We start from the raw sequence: 16,130 nt of genomic DNA on the forward strand, positions 1-16,130 counted from the left end.
TATTCCCCAATAAAAAAATATATAAATTATTCATCTTCTAAAATAGAAAGAATGCCATCCAGCTCTTCTAAAGAGTGATAGCTAATAACCAGTTTCCCTTTACCTTGCTTGTTATAGTCAATTTTAACATCTGCACTGAAACGCTCTGAAAGGCGCTGAGTCAATTGCTGAATATCCGGTGCTACAGCTTCTTTTACTTTTTCTTGTTTAGGTGTATTGAAATCACGGACTAACTGCTCGGTTTGACGAACAGACAGACTTTTTTCAATTACGATATCTGCAACTTTGAGCTGATCTTTAGCTTTTAAGGTTAAGATCGCACGTGCATGCCCCATATCCAGCAAACCCTGCTGCATAAAGTCTTTCACTTCTTCTGCCAGGCTAAGCAGGCGAAGTAGGTTACTCACTGTCGTACGCGCTTTACCCACGGTATCTGCAATTTCCTGATGGCTTAAGCCAAATTCTTCATGGAAACGTTGCAGAGCCATCGCCTGATCAATCGGATTCAGATCCTGACGCTGGATGTTTTCAATCAAGGCCAGTGCAATCGCAACCTGATCATTCAGATCACGTACAATCGCAGGAACCTCGGTCAAACCCGCCAGCTGTGCAGCACGCCATCGACGTTCACCCGCAATAATCTCGTATGGATAGCGTTCATCGTCAACCGGACGGATCACGATGGGCTGCATGATGCCATGCTTTTCAATCGATGCCGCCAGTTCCTGCAAATCCTGCTCGTTAATATAACGGCGCGGCTGATATTCACCGCGCTTGAGCAAGTTCACATCGATCTGTTTTAGCTGACCATGGTCAAGACCTTGAGCTTCGAGTTGTAATTTTTCTTTTTGAATTGAACCTAGCAAGGCATCCAAGCCACGACCTTTGGCGAGTCCACGTTTCTTGACGGTCATGCTTTACTTCCTTTTTTCACTTTGCTTTTCTTTAATACTTCAGCTGCCAGATTTAAGTAAGCAACTGCACCCTTTGAGCTTTTTTCAAAATAAATCACCGGCAAACCGTGTGCTGGCGCTTCAGCCAGACGAATATTTCGTGGAATTACGGTTTCATACAGTTTTTTACCGAAATATTGTTCTAATTCTTCAGAGACATCACGAGTCAAGGCATTACGTGCATCGTACATGGTGCGTAATACACCGACAATTTGCAGGTCCGGATTCAATGCTTGCTGAATCCGATCGATGGTTTGGGTTAAATCCGCCAGACCTTCCAGTGCATAATATTCACACTGCATTGGAATCAGCACACCATCCACGGCTGCCAAAGCATTGACAGTAATCAGGCTAAGACTCGGTGCACAATCAACAATAATATAATCAAATGAGGATTCAATTTCCTGCAATGCATCCCGTAAAATGAACTCGCGCCCTTCCTGCTCTGCAATCGCCAACTCAACCCCAGCCAGATCACGGTTTGCCCCAAGTACCTTGTAACCGACTTCCGCCTTAGATATCGCCGTTTCAATCGGCACTTCACCCAGCAACACATCGGTAACCGAATACAGCAGGTCATTCTTCTGAATGCCAGACCCCATGGTCGCATTACCTTGCGAATCCATATCGACCAGCAAAACACGTTTTTTTAACACAGCTAAAGATGCCGCCAAATTTACTGCGGTTGTGGTTTTACCTACACCACCTTTTTGGTTTGCAATCGCAATAATTTGTGCCATGTTGCCCCCAATCCCTTTAAAAATCTTAAATACGTTTTAATAGAAGTAAATGACGCTGTTCGTCTAAGCGCGGAACTTTAAGTTCAATAATCTCACAACTAAATTCATTTTTTAAAGTAGCAACTTCATCTTCAGGAATTAAGCCTTTCATTGAGGCAATAATCGTTTGTTCGTGCATATATGGCTTAGAAGCATCGACAAAGTCTGTTAATGATGCAAAGGCACGACTGGTAATCACATCAAATTGACCCAGCTCATTGATGCTGTCTTCGTTTTCTACACGCGTTTGCACGGCAATAACATTTTTAAGTTTCAGGTCAGCAATAAACTGCTTGAGGAAACGAATTTTTTTACCGTTAGAATCCAGTAATACACATTCACGCTCAGGCTGACATAAAGCAATGATCATGCCCGGCATACCGCCACCTGTACCGATATCCAGCAGTCTGCCTACAGGCAAGTCCTTTAAAATACTTAAACTGTCGAGCAGATGCTTGACCAGCATTTCTTTAGGATCACGGATTGCAGTCAAATTGTATGCTTTGTTCCACAACACCAAAGCATCCTGATACTTGAGTAATAAATTTAAAGCTTCATCAGATAGCTCTAAACCCAAAGCCTGGCTACCCTGCTTTAGTTCTTGAAAAAACATGTGCATAAACAATCTACGCTCGAAAAAGTTAGGTGGAAGTATACCGTTTTCTCTATATTGGCACAGTAGGCAGTGCTTAGCGAATATTCACTTAAGCAAACTTCCCTTCATGGATCGCTGTATCCAGTGCCGTTAAACGCTCCGGGGTTCCCACATCAACCCAAATGCCTACCAATTTAGAAGCGGCAACCTGCTGATTCTGCATTGCCGCTTTTAGCAATGGCGCTAAAGGACGCTTGCCAGTCTCTAAGCCTTGGAACATCTTTGGATCAAGCACGGATACACCACTAAAAGTCAGGTTTTCACCTTCGACTTGCTGATCAAAGGTATAAGCTTTCCCGGCTGCAAGCGTAAAATCACCTTCAGGATGTTGTTCAGGGTTCTGCACAAGTACGAGATGCGCCAAATTATCCTTTAGATCAATATCCAGTAAAGGAGCAAAATCCATCGTGGTCCAGACATCACCATTTAACAGAATAAAAGGTTCATCACCGAGTAGCGGCAAGGCATTAATGATTCCTCCAGCGGTTTCCAGACCTTCACCCTCATGTGACCAAAGGATGTTGATGCCAAATCGTGAACCATCGCCCAAAGCTTCTGCGAGTTTTTCACCGAGCCAAGCCGTATTGATGACAATTTCAGTAACACCGATCGCAGCCAGTTTCTCTATATGCCAGACAATTAAGGGCTTGCCCCCAACTTCCAGCAAAGGCTTTGGCGTATGCAGCGTTAGCGGCTGCATACGATTACCGAGTCCTGCGGCCAAAATCATCGCTTTCATTCAGGCAGCCACCTCATATGAGCCATATTTAGCTTCAAATGCAGGCATCACTCTGTCACGCATAAACTGCATGAATGGCTCTAGTTCTGCATAAGCCTTAGATTCTTCAAGCAGATACCACATCACACGTGGTAAGTCCTTGAGATAACCCGACTTGCCATCACGCTCAAATAGACGCACAAAAATACCTAAAATCTTGATATGACGCTGAATCGCCATCATGTCGGCGTCTTTTTTAAACTGTTCAAAGTCACGCTCTTCTTTAGCAGATGCTGGCAACAAGTCATAAAAGTTTTTGAACCAGCGATACACACGATCGGCATTCCACTGTACATAGGCATCACGTGTAATCGAGATCAAGTCATAAGTATCCGCACCAATCACAGCATCCTGAAAATCAATCACACCGAGTTCGGTTTCATTGTCGATTTTCATCAAGTTACGACTATGGAAATCCCGATGCACGATCACCTGTGGCTGTGCCAATGCGGCATTCGCCAAAATCGCAAAAGTGCGTTTGATCAAGGCGCTTTCTGATTCAGTCAGTTGAACCTTTAACGCTGGTAACATCCAGTCAGTCAGCAATTCCATTTCCGAGATCAGTTTTTCATAAGAATATGCCGGGAAATGCCCTTCTCCAGCAATCGATTGTAGTTGAATGAGCTGCTTAAAGCTTTGCTCATAATAGGCATCTACAGTCTCGTCATTCAGCAGATTCGACAGCAGCACATCACCAAAGTCTTCGAGCAGTAAAAAGCCATTTTCCAGGTCTTTTGCCACGATATGCGGAACACGCACGCCATGTGCATCAAAAAACTCATCTATCGTCACAAAAGGCACACAATCTTCTTTTTCTGGTGGTGCATCCATCAGCATAAATGTTTTATTATTCAGTTTGATTCGTGCATAACGACGGAAGCTGGCATCACCTGCTAAAAAATGAGTTTCAAATTGATCTGAACCGAGTACAGAGGCAATCCAAGATTGTATCAATTGTTCGCGTTGTGTATTCATTTGCAATTAATTCTAATACAGGCTGAGTTTTTAAAGTGCTAAGTGTAGCTACTTATCAACTTTTTCTCTATGATGCGACAATAATTAATTGCGATAAAAGCATGATTGGTTAATGAGACAAATGAAGCATCACTTTAAAATAAATCCTCTAGCGACTGCGATCTTAACCCTTTTATGTGGCAGCTCAGCCTCCGGCTATGCTGCATCAAATGTCTCGTCCGATGTAAATGCAGAACAACTCAAACAGCGCATAAATGAGACCTATCCAGGTGAAGCATTCTTTTCGCAATACTATGTCGACAAATCCTCAGCTGAAGCACAGCAGCGGCAGGAAAAATACTTAAGTTCGGCTTATTGTGAAGGCACCTGGGTGACCCCGATTGCCCCAGATGCAGCAACCGTTGCGCCAGATCAGGCTACATCCACCATTACTGCAGATTATGGACACTACAATCCAGCAGGTGACTCTTATTTAGAAGGCAATGTCATCATTGACCAGCAAGGTCGCCAGATTCGTGCTGAACGCGTAACGATTGATCAAACCCAGACCTATGCCAAAGCAGAAGGTCGGGTACAACTTGCTCAGGGTGGCCTGCTCTCACAAAGTGATGATATTAATTATAATTTAAAGACCCAAGAAGGTGACCTAAATAACAGCTTCTATATTGCCGAGCAGCAACATGCGCATGGTCGGGCAGAAAAGATCGCCAGAACCTCGACCGAGACGGTAGAACTGGAAAATGCGACCTATACCACCTGTCCACCTGAGCAAAAACCAACCTGGAAAATCCAGGCAGAAAAGATCAAGCTGAACCAGGAAACTGGACGTGGTGAAACCCGCAATACCAAGCTATATGTTAAAGATGTTCCGGTCTTGGCAGTTCCCTATTTCAACTTCCCGATTGATGACCGCCGCACTACCGGTATTCTGACGCCGACATTTGGCTTTACCAATGATGGTGGTCTGGAACTAGGTGTTCCAGTTTACCTGAATTTAGCGCCGCAATATGATGCGACGATTACGCCGCGTTATATTGGCGATCGTGGTACGATGTTAGACGGTGAGTTTCGCTATCTGACTGAAAATTATGGTGAAGGCCGTATTTGGGGAGGTTATTTACCTTCCGATGAAAGCTATAGCGATGAAGACCGTAAAAGCCTGCATTTCTTACATAACTGGCAGATCAATAATCAACTATCAACCAACCTTGAATATAACTACGCTTCAGACAAAGATTACTTTGCCGATCTGGATAATAACCCGAACTCTAAAACTGACCTGAACTTACGCCGTGCCTGGGAAGTCAATTATAAAAATGGTATTCCTGGCTTAAAGGCACAATTCAAAGTCGAAGATTTCCAGACCCTAGATCCAACCGTACTGGATGAAGACCGTCCTTATGCACGTCTGCCGCAGCTTTTAGTCAATTACAAAACTGGCAATCCATTGGGATTACAGCTTGAGTTTAATAACGACACAGCATATTTCCAGAAGGATCTGAGAAATTTCGCTGATACTGATCCAACGGGTGAGAAGGTATATCAACCGAGTGGTACACGGATCTATAATGACTTTTCCGTGCGTTATAATCATTTTACCCCGTGGTCATTCTTCATTCCTCAGGCGACTGTACGCAACATCAATACTTTCTATGATGAAAAAACCCAAAGCCGTAGCGCGTCTAGTGAAAATAATTCAATTGTGGTGCCACAATTCACGCTGGACACCGGCTTAATTTTTGAAAAAGAAGGTACGTATCTACAGACCTTAACGCCTCGTCTGTTCTATGCGTATTCACCTTATGAGAATCAGCAGAATCAGCCAAACTTTGATTCAGTCGTCGCTTCGATTAATTATGATCAACTTTTCAGTGCGCGTCGCTTTTATGGTAATGACCGCCTGGAAGACAATAACTTTGCCTCCTTAGGTCTGAGCTATAGCCTATTTAATGAAGAAGGTCTGGAGCGCCTGCGTGCCAGCGTTGGACAGAGCTTTTTCTTTGAAGATCGCCGTGTAACGTTGGAAAATGATGCAGATGAATTCGACCGTGAAAGTCATACTGGCCCTGTAATTCAACTGACCAGCCAGCTGTCAAATAATGTTCACGTTAATCTGAACTCAAGCTGGATGTCGAATGGATCGAATGCCCAACGAGATTTGCAGGTTTATTATACCGGTGATCAAGGCAATCTTTATAACTTAGGCTATTTTTATCGTAAAGATATTCCGAACCGTCAGGACAACTATGACCAGATCGTGGGTTCATTTATCCAGCCGATTGCCAACAACTGGCGTCTGGTTGGACATGCGCAATTTGACCTGGATAATAGTGTCGCACGGGAATATTTACTTGGCGTGAACTATGAGTCATGCTGTTGGGGAGTTTCTGTTTATGGTCGCTCATATTACAATGACTTAGATGACGTTAATGATTCAAACGTCAAAGCCAAACGCGCTATTATGGCCGAAGTCAGCCTGAAAGGCTTAGGTGGGTTAAGCAGCAAACTTACCTCATTACTAGAAAATCGTATTCTAGGTTTTAACAATATCAATCAAACTTGGACAGAACGTTAATGAAGACAAAACAGTTAAAACAAATTTTTAAAGCAACCGCACTTGCGCTATGCCTTTCATCAGCGATGACGACTTTTGCTGTTGCCCAACCTAAAGATGAAGTTGTAGCTGTAGTCGACAATAGTATTATTCTGCGTAGTGATCTGGCTCAAGGTGTAGCCGAAATTTCACATCAGCTGCAAAAACAGAAAAAGGCAGTTCCACCACAACAATATCTTGAGCAAAAAGCTTTAGAGCAACTGATTATTCGTCAGGCACAGCTTGAACAAGTTAAACGTTATAATATTCGTCCAGATGAAAAAGCTTTAAATGAAGCCGTCCTGAAAGTTGCCCGTGATTCTGGTTCACCGAGTCTGGAAGCATTCCAGCAGAAACTGGATGCCATGGCGCCGAATACCTATGCTTCTTTACGCAACCGTATTGCTGAAGATTTAGCACTGAATCGTTTACGTCAACAAATCGTGACTTCACGTATTCAAATTACAGATCAAGATGTTAAAAACTTCCTAAATACCCCGCAAGGTCAAGCTTTGCTTGGCAGTCAGGTCCATGTACTGCATTTACGGGTAAGCGGTGAAAATGCTGAACAAATTGCAACACAGGTAAAGCAAGAATTAAATAGCAGCAATGACATTCAGGCGATCGGCAAAAAGTACAGCACTGGCGGCGTTAAAGTCGAAGCTGCTGATATGGGTGTGAGAAACCTGTCAGAAATTCCAGCAGAACTGGCTGCACGCGTGACTACCCTGCAACCAGGTCAAACTTCTGAACTGATTCCTGTCGCTGATGGTGTACATGTTCTGAAGCTCTTGGAACGTAAAGGTGGCGAACAGAAAGCCCTTGTTCCGCAATATTTAACACGACACATTCTGATTCAACCGTCTGAAGTGGTCAGTCCTGAAAATGCCAAACAAATGATTGATAGTCTGTATAACCGCCTCAAACAAGGTGAAGATTTTACTGTTTTAGCTTCAACGTTCTCCAATGATACTGGCTCGGCTCGTGATGGTGGAAGTCTTGGCTGGGTTAGCCCAGGGGTAATGGTACCTGAATTTGAACAGCAGATGAAAAGCACCCCAGTAGGTCAGTTCAGTAAACCATTTCAATCCCAGTTTGGCTGGCATATTCTGCAAGTGAGTGAAACACGCCAACAAGATATGACACAGGAATATCAGGAACGTATGGCTCGCCAATTGCTCGGTGAACGTCAATTTGATGCCGAATTAGATAGCTGGTTACGTGAAACGCGCAATAATGCTTATGTAGAAATCAAAGATCCTCAACTGGATCCTAAACGTAACCGTTAAGCCTTACCATAATCCTAAAAAGCCAACGACATCTCGTTGGCTTTTTATTTAAAAAACTTAAAACGTACAGATATAAAAAAACCTCTCATATAGAGAGGTTTTTTAATTTTCAAACTCGATTAACGATTGTTTTCATCGTCTGAAGAGTCTTCAAATTTAGTGTCGTTGTCAAAACCAGTGCCTTGACCACCAAAGCCAGCACCTTGACCACCGAAGCCACCTTGACCACCGAAGCCGGCACCTTGACCACCGAAGCCGCCTTGACCACCAAAGCCACCGCCTTGACCGCCGAAGCCACCTTGACCACCGAAGCCGCCGCCTTGACCGCCAAAACCACCTTGACCACCGAAGCCGCCAGCACCTTGACCGCCACCAAAGCCACCTGCAGCACCTTGACCACCGAAGCCCGCACCTTGTGGACCAGCAGGCGCGCCAGCAGGACGTGGATTACGTGCAGGTACTACAGTTGAAATTGCATGCTTATAAACCATTTGGCTTACTGTATTTTTTAATAAAACCACGTATTGGTCAAAAGATTCGATATGACCTTGTAATTTAATACCGTTTACCAGGAAGATAGATACTGGGATACGTTCCTTACGGAGAGAATTCAAGAATGGATCTTGTAAAGTTTGACCTTTAGACATGTTATAACTCCAAAAAAATTAAAAATCAGCGCAAAAACTATCTCTATTTTTCAATTAAAAATTATAAAAAAGATAGTCCCTAAATTTTGCTTTATCCGTGACAGTTTCGCAAGTCTTCTTGAGCCTGCTGTAGCGTAAAATATGTTGTAAATTTATGCTTTTCTTGCAAAGACCTTAACCACGTATATTGACGTTTTGCAAGTTGTCGTGTCGCAAATAAAGCTTTATCCTCCATTTCCCGTTGCTTTTCCTTGGTTTTATCAGCATTTTTTAAGAATTCTATAGCCTGACGATAACCCACTGAACGCATGGAAGGTAAATTTTCATTAAAATCGTATTTTTCAATTAAATTCACAACTTCATTTAAAAAACCGCTTTTCCACATAATTTCCAGACGTTGTTCAATACGCCCATGTAATTCTAACCGATCTGGCATCAACGCATAATTATGGAAACTGTAACGATATGGTAAGTTTTTAGGTTGTTCTGCCTGTAGTTTTGTAATCGGCTCACCAGTCAATTTAAAAACTTCCAAGGCCCGAATAATGCGCTGCTTGTCGCTGACCTTGAATTTTTCACCGGCAATCGGATCGACTGCACATAATTCTTCATAAACCGCTTCCCAACCCTCCCGCTCACCTTTCGCCTCAATCTCAGCCCGGATAGCATAGTCTGCACTTGGTAAATTATCTGACAAGCCTTCAAGTAAGGCCTTAAAATACAGCATGGTTCCGCCAACCAGAATCGGGGTTTTACCACGTGCATGAATATCATCAATCAGGCGGCAAGCATCTTCGACAAAGTTGGCTGCAGAATACACTTCAAGTGGACTGATAATATCAATCAGATGATGCGGATAGCGCGCCAGTTCTTCTTTGGAGGGCTTGGCTGTACCAATGTCCATTCCCCGATAAACTAGCGCAGAATCGACTGAAATCAGCTCAAATTTCCCTTGCTCATACAGTTCACATGCCAAAGCGGTTTTACCACTTGCAGTTGGCCCCATTAAATTGATGACCGGCAATTGATTGGACATGTAAAACTACTCTCCTCGAGCAAAAAGTTTATCTAGTTGAGCCAATGGAAAGGCGCGCCAAGTCGGACGGCCATGATTACATTGACTGGCAAATTCGGTTTGTTCCATCTGACGTAATAAAGCATTCATTTCCGACAAACTCAAGATACGATGCGCTCGCACTGCACCATGACAGGCCATGCCTGCCAGAATCTGGTCACGCTTCTGCAATAGACTTTGTGCCTGATCCCCCGGATCTAAATCATTCAATAATTCAGGAATCAGGGCATCGAAATCGGCCTTGTGTAGAATAGCCGGCACCCCACGTACAATGATTTGTTCATCACCATACTGATCAATTTCCAGACCCAAACGCGCCAACTGCTCTTTCAGCTCTTCAACCCGCATGGCCTGCATCCGGCTAATGTTTACGACCTTTGGAATCAGCAATTGTTGTGAGGTCCAGAATTCAGGTTTATCCCAGGCCGATTTCATTTGCTGCAAGACAATACGCTCATGCGCCGCATGCATATCCACAATAATCAGACCTTCGGTATTTTGCGCCAGAATATAAATGCCGTGTAACTGGGCAATTGCAATACCTAAGGGATGCTCATCAACTTTGGTGTTCACATGTGTCTGAAAAGACTGCTCAGGGCTGAATATTTCGGTTTCCGAACTTTCTCTGAGCGGTGCTAAATAACTTTGCAAGGCATTATTCAGCTGCTGTGAACCAGAATAAGATTTACGGTAATCTTGGGAATAATGCACTGTTTGTGGACCTGAAGATGCAAAATCGGTCAGCACATCTGAAGTTTCATTTTCACTTAAGGCAGATGTCGTTCTCACCACCTGTGGCTGAGAATGCGCAGTCTGATGCAGGCTAAACTGTTCCTGATAACGCGGTTGCGGGGCCGTCAAGCCAGGCTGCTCATCCTGTTTCATTGCCTCGGCTAAATCTGCAGTTGCGGTCTGGAATTGTGCCAGCGTTTCCTTGGCATAATGCCGCACAAACTCATGTACTTCACGTTGATTCAGGAAGCGAATTTCATGCTTGGTCGGATGGACGTTCACATCAACATTTTCCGGATCAACTTCTAAAAACAGTAAATAAGCCGCATGCTGATGGCCATGCAAGATGCCGTCATAGGCCATACGCAAGGCATGGGAAATGGTTTTGTCTTTGACAATCCGGCCATTCACATAGACATATTGTAGATCCGCCTGTGCACGCGCATCCGAAGGATGACCGAGCCAGCCAGATAAACGCATATTGATACTGTCTGCATCTATCCAGTAGGCATTTTCAGTAAACTGGCGGCCAAGTAGCTGTTGAACGCGCTGGAAACGCAAAGCGCCGCTATCCGCCACGGGTAAATTCAGCTTGATGCTTTCATTATGTTCTAGCACAAACCGGATATCAAAATGCGTCAGTGCCATACGGCGTACAATTTCTTCAATATGACCAAATTCAGTGCCCGGTTTTTTCAGGAATTTACGCCGTGCAGGCACATTAAAAAACAAATCCTGAACCCGGATATGCGTCCCTTTCGAGGCTGCAACAGCCTGAATTTCCTGATGATCAAAAGCCGTACCATTGACTTCGACCTGATAACCGATGCCCTCGTCACTTTGACTGCTGATCATGGTCAGGCGTGAAACTGCTGCTATCGACGCCAGTGCCTCGCCACGAAAGCCCAGACTGCTGATTGCATACAGCTCATCAGCACTCTGGATTTTGCTGGTGGCATGACGCATCACGGCCAGCGGTAAATCCTCATGATGAATTCCGCGTCCATTGTCGATGATTTCAATTAAAGTACTGCCGCCCTGTTCGACCCGAATGATCAGCTCTGTCGCCCCCGCATCAATCGAGTTTTCCAGTAACTCCTTGACCACAGAAGCCGGACGTTCAATCACCTCACCTGCGGCAATCTGGTTGGCAAGTGCAGGATCAAGGGCACGAATACGGCGCAGACTTAAATCATTCGACATGTGAAAATTGACGCTCCAGAGCCTCTCGTAAAGCAAGATTCGATGAAATCAGGCTTGCAGTACGGGTAAGTTCATCTTCAGATTTTAAAATTTCAATAATCAGGTCAGCTTGCGGAATTTCATCACCACCTTTAGATGGCCATTCAAATAAAAATAGCGCATTCGGTGTTTCCAGGTAATCCCGGATGCCCATCAGTTCCAGTTCATACGGATCATTCAGACGATACAAGTCAAAATGAAAAATATCCTGACCATTAATTTGATAGGGTTCGACCAGTGTATAAGTTGGACTTTTCACTGAACCTTTATGACCCAGCTGTTGCAAATAATAACGTGTTAACGTCGTTTTTCCTGCCCCTAGGTCACCAATCAGATACACGACCCCCGCAGGGAAATTCTCCGCCAGAACCTTGGCTAGTTTTTGGGTATCGTCTTCATGATTTAAAGTGACATTAAATGAATAAGGCATATTACTCACGACATGATGCAAAAGAATAAATATGATAGCATCGCCACGCTTTAAAAGCCTATTCACCCGTGTGAGAAACTGTATTTTTTCACAGCATCTGTTCCTTAAGAGGTTAATCTGCCTGCCATGCAACCAACTGTTGAATTTAACCCGCCCATGCTCAATGGGGTCAGTGCCAGTAAAGTATTTTTGCCAGCCAGTCCGGATGCGTCCCTGACAGTTTTTGCTTATTTATGCACACAATTCGCGCATATCACAGCAGATGAATGGCAGTCCCGTTTCAACGAAGGTCTGGTCTATGATGCTCAGGGCAATCAATTAACCACAGAAAGTCCATTTCAGGCTAATAGCCATTGTTACTATTATCGCTTTTTGGCACATGAAGTGCATGTTCCTTTTCAACATCAGATTTTATTTGAAAATGAGCATTTCATGGTGGTCGATAAACCGCATTTTTTGACTATGAGTCCGACCGGACAATATGTGCAGGAAACGCTATTGGTTCGGCTTAAAAAACAAACCGGCAATGAGCATTTAACGCCCATTCACCGGCTGGATCGTGAAACGGCAGGTGTGGTCCTGATTTCCAAATGCGTGGAATCGCGTGGAATCTATCAGCAGATGTTTGCCACACGTCAGGTTCAGAAAACCTATCATGCGATTGCGGCCTATCACCCTGATTTAAAATTTCCATTGATCACGCGATTAAGAATGGAAAAGGGACAGCCCTTTTATACCATGCACGTGCTAGACGGAACGCCGAATAGCGAGACGGTGATTGACCTGCTGAAACATAATACAGAATGGGCTAAATATGAGCTGAAACCGCATACTGGCAAACAGCACCAATTACGGGTGCACTTGAATCATCTGGGTATTCCGATTCAGCACGATCCCTTTTACCCCCAAGTAGCGCATAAAGCGGAAGATGATTTTTCAGCACCTTTAAGTTTATTGGCCAAACATATTCAATTTGTCGATCCGATCACGCAGAAAAGCATGAATTTCAGCTCGCACCTTGAATTGACACTGTAAATCTCTTGTCATTACAGATTATTTTCTAAAATCGGTCGCTTTAAGATTGAATTTCAAACGTAATTGATTAGAATAAAGGCGAAAAGTTAAGTAATTTAAAGCTTTAAAAATATTATGAGAAAAACTGAAGTTTATCAAATTCGCTTGGACTCGCAAGAGAAGAAACAAGCCTTTGCGGTATTTAAGCAATTGGGGATTACGCCAGCTCAGGCCGTGCGTCTTTTTTTCAAGCAGGTGGTGATTACCAAATCCATCCCCTTCTCGATTGAAAACCAGAATATCAATCTGGAACAACTGATCCGGCTGCGCAAGCTGAAACAAAATGAAGCGAAAACCGAGCAAAATGCGCTTTCCAGTTCGGCCCTGAATCTGCTGGATGATCAGGAGATTGCATTGGATGATGATCATCTTGATTTATTTGAAGAGCTGAATGCCATTTTGGGTGAAAGCGACAAAATTTAACATTGTTGCATTTCCGAACAATTTCTAAAGCCTGCCACTCATAAACTTCGCTATGCTTGATGCTGATAATCAATAAAAAATTAGCATGGAGTATGCAATGCTCGTACGACGCGCCCAGTCAGCAGACCTGAATCAGCTGGCGGTATTATTTGATGAATATCGACAGTTTTATGGTACGTCTTCCAATCCTGAACTCTCTTACCAATTTTTAAAACAGCGTTTTGAAGATGGACAGACCGTCATTTTCATTAATACCAAAGATGATACTTTTACCGGCTTTATTATCCTGTATCTGGGTTTTTCTTCGGTGGCCTGCTCGACCTATTATATTCTGGATGATGTCTATATCACCCCGGTTTTTCGGCGTCAGGGCGCAGCCAAACAACTGATTGATACCGCGATTTTATTTGCCAAACATGAACAGGCCTTAAGAATCACCCTGGAAACCCAAAAAAACAATTATCAATCGCATAAATTGTACGAATCCATGGGATTTATCAAGGATGATGAATTTCAGACTTATCACTGTTTCCTGAAATAAGTCCTGAACTTTTTAATCACATTTCAAGCGAATAAAAAATTTATTATTCCGAGCGGAATTTGGCCTGCGCCACCTGTTCAGCATTTAAATACAGCCATTCCCCTTCAGCCAGTTCAGGCAAGGCCAAAGCACCAATCTGTGCACGATGTAGCTGTTCAACTTTATTGCCTACGGCAGCCAGCATGCGTTTTACCTGATGATAGACACCTTGATGAATGGTCATTTGCAGACGATTTTCAGCCAAACGAGCCACTTCAGTAGCTGCAAAAATGCCTTTTTCATTTCTCAATTCGACACCTTGTTCTAGTTGCTGAATCTGTTCATCCGTGACTGGATCCGCAGTTTGCATCTGATAAACTTTGGCGACATGCTTTTTAGGATGGGTGAGCGCTTGCAGGAACTGTCCATCATCAGTCAGGAGTAGCAGTCCGGTGGTATCGTGATCCAGACGCCCCACACACTGAATCCCCCGATTCAGCAGAATGTCATCAAACAGGTCAAACACACTAAAATGATGTGTCGCCTGATGTGAACATTCATAGCCCTGTGGTTTGTTTAAGGCGATATACACTTTTTCCCGATAGGTCTGACTTTTCCCATACACCTCGAAATTTAAGTGATTCAAATCCAGTTTATGTTTGGGATTGTCAATCACTTCATCTTGAATTGAAACAGCACCATTTTTAATCAGTTGCTGACAATGCTTGCGGGAGCCGAAACCTTGTGACTGCAACATTTTTTCCAATAGCATCTGTTTATACCTGTATCGAGTGAAGACCTGTGCATTCTATCCTGAAATAGTCATGAATTTGGTTTCTTACGCTGTTTTCTAGGTATCATGCGTTGAAAAGCTCTACAATAGCTTTATTTTTCATTCTTTCTCTCCCGCTTATGTCGCAACTTGATTTGAATCTGATTGTTCTTTTGGTTTTACTGGCTTGCGGTATTTTCAGTCACAATAGTGCCGTCACCATTGCTGCAGCGGTGTTAATTGTTTTAAAAATCACGCCTCTCAGCAGTTTATTGCCTTATGTGCAGGCGCACGGTTTAAATATCGGCATTATTATTCTGACCATTGGTGTTCTGACACCAATTGCCAGTGGCAAAATTTCAGGGGAAAGTATTCTCAAATCTTTCCTGAGCTGGAAGTCTTTGCTGGCAATCGCGATTGGGGTCTTTGTCGCTTGGCTGGGAGGACGTGGAGTGAAGCTGATGTCCACTCAGCCAGATGTAGTGGCCGGACTGTTATTAGGCACAGTAGCAGGTGTAGCAGTATTACGCGGTGTTCCAGTCGGTCCTTTAATTGCGGCTGGGATTTTATCCTTATTGATTAGTACACAATAATGTTCAAATCATCAGCGCCCTTCACCAGTATGCAAAGATTTCTCAAAAATAATCATATAACGGGAAATATGCAGATCGCCCGATGATTATCTTGCGCTAATCTCTAACGCAGTACGTCAGGCTTGCTCAGAAGATACTATCAAATCAACGGAATATTTATTAATTCGATCTTTCAAAATTCAAGCAAAGGAAAGTGAATGATTTTTAAAAGCGGTGACCTGATAAAAATCAGAAATTCAATAAATGACACCTACCAGTCTAATCTTTCAAAGCATAGACCAAACTTTCTACCATCTGACCATTTTCCAAATATACTTTAACCGGAATACGTTGATATTCATCGCCTTCAAATACATCCAGCTCATTCCAATATTTAGGGAGATTCTCGGATATGAATACATAACCGGTAACAGTCTCTCCCGAATCACTGAGCTGAATACCCGGACTGCCCAGCTCAGCACCCCAACCGCGCTGCTGCAAATGCCCACGAATATAACCGGCTTTCCAGCTTCCCCCAATCCGTTCATCACATGGGCATTGGGTTGCTGCGGACGAAGCGTGCCGTATACGAATAAACTGTGCATCTTAAGAATTCTTAAA

17 protein-coding genes are annotated in these 16,130 nt (G+C 43.6%); 6 read left to right on the forward strand and 11 right to left on the reverse strand.

Annotation, left to right across the window (positions count from 1 at the left end):
• Nucleotides 1-26 precede the first annotated feature (26 nt).
• The 5 genes from NI464_RS01515 to NI464_RS01535 form a co-directional block, all read right to left on the reverse strand.
• Entirely contained in the window at nucleotides 27-914 is an 888-nt protein-coding gene (locus tag NI464_RS01515) for a ParB/RepB/Spo0J family partition protein (RefSeq protein WP_004731487.1), read from the reverse strand.
• Entirely contained in the window at nucleotides 911-1,693 is a 783-nt protein-coding gene (locus NI464_RS01520) for a ParA family protein (protein WP_004278889.1), read from the reverse strand. The genes NI464_RS01515 and NI464_RS01520 overlap by 4 nt, the downstream gene beginning before the upstream one ends.
• 25 nt (nucleotides 1,694-1,718) lie before the next feature.
• On the reverse strand, nucleotides 1,719-2,351 hold the full coding sequence (gene rsmG / locus NI464_RS01525; RefSeq protein WP_004278890.1) for a 16S rRNA (guanine(527)-N(7))-methyltransferase RsmG: 633 nt from the start codon (nucleotides 2,349-2,351) through the stop codon (nucleotides 1,719-1,721).
• Between the two features lie 85 nt (nucleotides 2,352-2,436).
• The gene (gene murU, locus NI464_RS01530; protein WP_004278892.1) at nucleotides 2,437-3,126 is read right to left on the reverse strand and encodes an N-acetylmuramate alpha-1-phosphate uridylyltransferase MurU; all 690 of its coding nucleotides are present in this window, start codon (nucleotides 3,124-3,126) and stop codon (nucleotides 2,437-2,439) included.
• On the reverse strand, nucleotides 3,127-4,140 hold the full coding sequence (locus NI464_RS01535; protein WP_004731490.1) for an aminoglycoside phosphotransferase family protein: 1,014 nt from the start codon (nucleotides 4,138-4,140) through the stop codon (nucleotides 3,127-3,129). It lies immediately after the preceding gene.
• 121 nt (nucleotides 4,141-4,261) lie between these two features.
• On the opposite strand from NI464_RS01535, the gene NI464_RS01540 reads away from it, so the two are divergent.
• Together NI464_RS01540 and NI464_RS01545 are read left to right on the forward strand one after the other, a co-directional pair.
• Complete coding sequence (locus NI464_RS01540; protein WP_253137648.1) at nucleotides 4,262-6,715, forward strand: LPS-assembly protein LptD; 2,454 nt, start codon at nucleotides 4,262-4,264, stop codon at nucleotides 6,713-6,715.
• A complete protein-coding gene (locus tag NI464_RS01545) occupies nucleotides 6,715-8,022 on the forward strand; it encodes a peptidylprolyl isomerase (RefSeq protein WP_004731494.1) in 1,308 nt (435 codons plus the stop codon). The genes NI464_RS01540 and NI464_RS01545 overlap by 1 nt, the downstream gene beginning before the upstream one ends.
• Nucleotides 8,023-8,141: 119 nt before the next feature.
• Here the strand turns inward: NI464_RS01545 and hfq are convergent, their stop codons facing one another.
• From hfq to tsaE, 4 genes are all read right to left on the reverse strand, one after another.
• A complete protein-coding gene (gene hfq, locus NI464_RS01550) occupies nucleotides 8,142-8,669 on the reverse strand; it encodes an RNA chaperone Hfq (RefSeq protein WP_004278899.1) in 528 nt (175 codons plus the stop codon).
• A 91-nt stretch (nucleotides 8,670-8,760) separates the two neighbouring features.
• Nucleotides 8,761-9,705 carry a tRNA (adenosine(37)-N6)-dimethylallyltransferase MiaA gene (miaA, locus tag NI464_RS01555; protein WP_004278902.1) on the reverse strand — a complete coding sequence of 315 codons (945 nt, stop codon included), beginning with the start codon at nucleotides 9,703-9,705 and terminating at the stop codon, nucleotides 8,761-8,763.
• A 6-nt stretch (nucleotides 9,706-9,711) separates the two neighbouring features.
• Nucleotides 9,712-11,679 carry a DNA mismatch repair endonuclease MutL gene (gene mutL / locus NI464_RS01560; RefSeq protein ID WP_004278903.1) on the reverse strand — a complete coding sequence of 656 codons (1,968 nt, stop codon included), beginning with the start codon at nucleotides 11,677-11,679 and terminating at the stop codon, nucleotides 9,712-9,714.
• Nucleotides 11,669-12,148: a tRNA (adenosine(37)-N6)-threonylcarbamoyltransferase complex ATPase subunit type 1 TsaE gene (gene tsaE / locus NI464_RS01565; RefSeq protein WP_004645485.1), complete on the reverse strand. Its 480-nt coding sequence runs from the start codon at nucleotides 12,146-12,148 to the stop codon at nucleotides 11,669-11,671. Before tsaE ends, mutL begins: the two co-directional genes overlap by 11 nt.
• A gap of 126 nt (nucleotides 12,149-12,274) precedes the next feature.
• Between tsaE and NI464_RS01570 the strand changes: the two genes are divergently transcribed.
• The 3 genes from NI464_RS01570 (at nucleotide 12,275) to NI464_RS01580 (ending at nucleotide 14,186) form a co-directional block, all read left to right on the forward strand.
• Nucleotides 12,275-13,183, forward strand: a complete 909-nt coding sequence (locus NI464_RS01570) for a pseudouridine synthase (protein ID WP_004278905.1) — start codon at nucleotides 12,275-12,277, stop codon at nucleotides 13,181-13,183.
• A gap of 114 nt (nucleotides 13,184-13,297) precedes the next feature.
• Nucleotides 13,298-13,645, forward strand: coding sequence for a type II toxin-antitoxin system RelB/DinJ family antitoxin (locus NI464_RS01575; protein WP_004278906.1), 348 nt, complete (start codon nucleotides 13,298-13,300; stop codon nucleotides 13,643-13,645).
• Nucleotides 13,646-13,742: 97 nt separating this feature from the next.
• Complete coding sequence (locus NI464_RS01580) at nucleotides 13,743-14,186, forward strand: GNAT family N-acetyltransferase (protein ID WP_004278907.1); 444 nt, start codon at nucleotides 13,743-13,745, stop codon at nucleotides 14,184-14,186.
• A gap of 43 nt (nucleotides 14,187-14,229) precedes the next feature.
• Here NI464_RS01580 and NI464_RS01585 read toward each other — a convergent pair whose 3' ends face one another.
• On the reverse strand, nucleotides 14,230-14,937 hold the full coding sequence (locus NI464_RS01585; RefSeq protein ID WP_004278908.1) for a pseudouridine synthase: 708 nt from the start codon (nucleotides 14,935-14,937) through the stop codon (nucleotides 14,230-14,232).
• A gap of 140 nt (nucleotides 14,938-15,077) precedes the next feature.
• Here NI464_RS01585 and NI464_RS01590 point away from each other — a divergent pair, with 140 nt between their 5' ends.
• Nucleotides 15,078-15,530: a DUF441 domain-containing protein gene (locus tag NI464_RS01590; protein WP_004278909.1), complete on the forward strand. Its 453-nt coding sequence runs from the start codon at nucleotides 15,078-15,080 to the stop codon at nucleotides 15,528-15,530.
• A gap of 258 nt (nucleotides 15,531-15,788) precedes the next feature.
• On the opposite strand, the gene NI464_RS01595 is transcribed toward NI464_RS01590, so the two are convergent.
• Complete coding sequence (locus NI464_RS01595) at nucleotides 15,789-16,010, reverse strand: gamma-glutamylcyclotransferase family protein (protein WP_017397823.1); 222 nt, start codon at nucleotides 16,008-16,010, stop codon at nucleotides 15,789-15,791.
• Nucleotides 16,011-16,130: the final 120 nt, after the last annotated feature.

Origin of the sequence: Acinetobacter lwoffii, from assembly GCF_024129685.1 — a bacterium.
Classification (GTDB): Bacteria; Pseudomonadota; Gammaproteobacteria; order Pseudomonadales; family Moraxellaceae; genus Acinetobacter; species Acinetobacter lwoffii_X.

What these genes read in the sequence shown, in the direction of transcription:
- NI464_RS01515 (WP_004731487.1), bottom strand. Translation starts at nt 914, where the DNA reads ATGACCGTCAAGAAACGTGGACTCGCCAAAGGTCGTGGCTTGGATGCC.
- NI464_RS01520 (WP_004278889.1), bottom strand. Translation starts at nt 1,693, where the DNA reads ATGGCACAAATTATTGCGATTGCAAACCAAAAAGGTGGTGTAGGTAAA.
- rsmG (WP_004278890.1), bottom strand. Translation starts at nt 2,351, where the DNA reads ATGCACATGTTTTTTCAAGAACTAAAGCAGGGTAGCCAGGCTTTGGGT.
- murU (WP_004278892.1), bottom strand. Translation starts at nt 3,126, where the DNA reads ATGAAAGCGATGATTTTGGCCGCAGGACTCGGTAATCGTATGCAGCCG.
- NI464_RS01535 (WP_004731490.1), bottom strand. Translation starts at nt 4,140, where the DNA reads ATGAATACACAACGCGAACAATTGATACAATCTTGGATTGCCTCTGTA.
- NI464_RS01540 (WP_253137648.1), top strand. Translation starts at nt 4,262, where the DNA reads ATGAAGCATCACTTTAAAATAAATCCTCTAGCGACTGCGATCTTAACC.
- NI464_RS01545 (WP_004731494.1), top strand. Translation starts at nt 6,715, where the DNA reads ATGAAGACAAAACAGTTAAAACAAATTTTTAAAGCAACCGCACTTGCG.
- hfq (WP_004278899.1), bottom strand. Translation starts at nt 8,669, where the DNA reads ATGTCTAAAGGTCAAACTTTACAAGATCCATTCTTGAATTCTCTCCGT.
- miaA (WP_004278902.1), bottom strand. Translation starts at nt 9,705, where the DNA reads ATGTCCAATCAATTGCCGGTCATCAATTTAATGGGGCCAACTGCAAGT.
- mutL (WP_004278903.1), bottom strand. Translation starts at nt 11,679, where the DNA reads ATGTCGAATGATTTAAGTCTGCGCCGTATTCGTGCCCTTGATCCTGCA.
- tsaE (WP_004645485.1), bottom strand. Translation starts at nt 12,148, where the DNA reads ATGCCTTATTCATTTAATGTCACTTTAAATCATGAAGACGATACCCAA.
- NI464_RS01570 (WP_004278905.1), top strand. Translation starts at nt 12,275, where the DNA reads ATGCAACCAACTGTTGAATTTAACCCGCCCATGCTCAATGGGGTCAGT.
- NI464_RS01575 (WP_004278906.1), top strand. Translation starts at nt 13,298, where the DNA reads ATGAGAAAAACTGAAGTTTATCAAATTCGCTTGGACTCGCAAGAGAAG.
- NI464_RS01580 (WP_004278907.1), top strand. Translation starts at nt 13,743, where the DNA reads ATGCTCGTACGACGCGCCCAGTCAGCAGACCTGAATCAGCTGGCGGTA.
- NI464_RS01585 (WP_004278908.1), bottom strand. Translation starts at nt 14,937, where the DNA reads ATGCTATTGGAAAAAATGTTGCAGTCACAAGGTTTCGGCTCCCGCAAG.
- NI464_RS01590 (WP_004278909.1), top strand. Translation starts at nt 15,078, where the DNA reads ATGTCGCAACTTGATTTGAATCTGATTGTTCTTTTGGTTTTACTGGCT.